General features: G+C 67.2%; 1 protein-coding gene, 1 pseudogene and 1 riboswitch. The gene and the pseudogene both read right to left on the reverse strand.

From position 1 onward, the window contains the following. Window positions 1-187 (reverse strand): annotated as a pseudogene (gene glyA, locus AC1DU6_RS31225) (serine hydroxymethyltransferase); the annotation flags it as partial. 59 nt (window positions 188-246) lie between these two features. Then, a riboswitch (ZMP/ZTP riboswitch) is annotated at window positions 247-372 on the reverse strand. 19 nt (window positions 373-391) lie between these two features. Then, window positions 392-1,243 carry a lytic transglycosylase domain-containing protein gene (locus AC1DU6_RS31230; protein ID WP_056202343.1) on the reverse strand — a complete coding sequence of 284 codons (852 nt, stop codon included), beginning with the start codon at window positions 1,241-1,243 and terminating at the stop codon, window positions 392-394. Window positions 1,244-1,390: the final 147 nt, after the last annotated feature.

Raw genomic sequence — 1,390 nt, forward strand, 5'->3', positions numbered from 1 at the left:
TGCCGGGGTAGCCCTCGGCATACTTGTTGGTCAGCTGGCTACCCTGGGCCTGCATGACGGCCGGCGAGGTGTAGTTCTCGCTGGCGATCAGCTCGATGTGGTCTTCCTGGCGGCGGTTCTCGTTCTGGACGGCGGTCCAGAGTTCGGGGTCGACCAAGGCGAGGGTGGAGGTGTTGCGGTCAAACATGCTGGTGTTTCCGAAGGTCAGGCGGTGAATCCCCGGCGGTCACGGCAGGCGTGATGTCCCAAGGCTGCCCAGGCGAACGGCTGATAGCGGTTGTCATGTCGACAGAGGACAGCCGCCTCACGCTCCCCGGTGGTGGCCCACCTCAGGTCAGCTAGTGACCCTGATCGCCAGTCGCGTGAATGCTCAGTGTATGTCAGCCGCGCCTCAGCGCAGCAGGGCCACCTGGGCGGAGTCGCCGGTCGAGGGGGCAGACGCCGCTTCGCGCACCAGCGGCCGGACGGTCGTCATGGTCGGCACCGTGCGGCCGGCCGCGACCGCCTTCAGCAGGTCGTGCTCGGCCAGCACGCGGCCCGCATAGCCTGTGTCCTCGGCCAGATTGGCCGCGCCGACGTAATAGCGCAGGCCCTCTTCCAGGCCGCCGGCGCGCTGGATGCATTCCTTCAGCACCTGCACGCCCACGCGCAGATTGGTGACCGGATCGAAGGCCGCCAACGTGCCGCCGAAGGCTTCGTACTTGTCGTCGTGAACGCGGGTCATGACCTGCATCAGGCCCTGGGCGCCAACGGCACTCTGCGCAAAAGGGTTGAAGCGCGACTCGATGGCCATGATGGCCAGGATCAACGTTGGCTCGACCTTGGCGCGCTGGCCCACGGCCCAGGCTTCCTGCACGAGGCGGCTGATGGGTTCCGGCGCCACGCTGTACCGGCGCGCCAGCCAATGGGCGACGGCGGCCTGCTGGCGGCTCAGCTCGCGGGGGTCGGTGGCGGTGGCGCGGGCAATGGCATCGGGCTCGGCCGACGCCATCAGGGTGTTGCCCTCGGCCTCGGCACGCGCTTCATGGCGCGCATTCAGCCAGCCGAGGGTGGCGGATTCCACTTTCTCACGCAGGCCGGCCTGGCTCGTGAACACCAGCAGCACCGACACCACGGCCAGCCCCAGCAGGGCCAGTGTGTTGTGGCTGACCACGAGCAGGCCGTTGCCGATGTCCTTGACGAACAGCGACGCCGAATCCCGCGTGTGGCGAGCCAGGCTGAACAGGTCTTGACGTGTCGTCATTCGACTCCTTGTGCCGCAACCCGCCTCAGGCTGCCTCGATGCGAAGCGGTCTGGGTGGGGCGACGGTGATAATTTCCCGGCCGATTGCTCTGGTCTGTGGCATCTCTGTGCCCGGAGGACCTGGCCGGTTGGGCTTCAGTAAAAACC

The sequence above is a fragment of the Roseateles sp. P5_B10 genome (assembly GCF_056400485.1).

What these genes read in the sequence shown, in the direction of transcription:
- AC1DU6_RS31230 (WP_056202343.1), bottom strand. Translation starts at nt 1,243, where the DNA reads ATGACGACACGTCAAGACCTGTTCAGCCTGGCTCGCCACACGCGGGAT.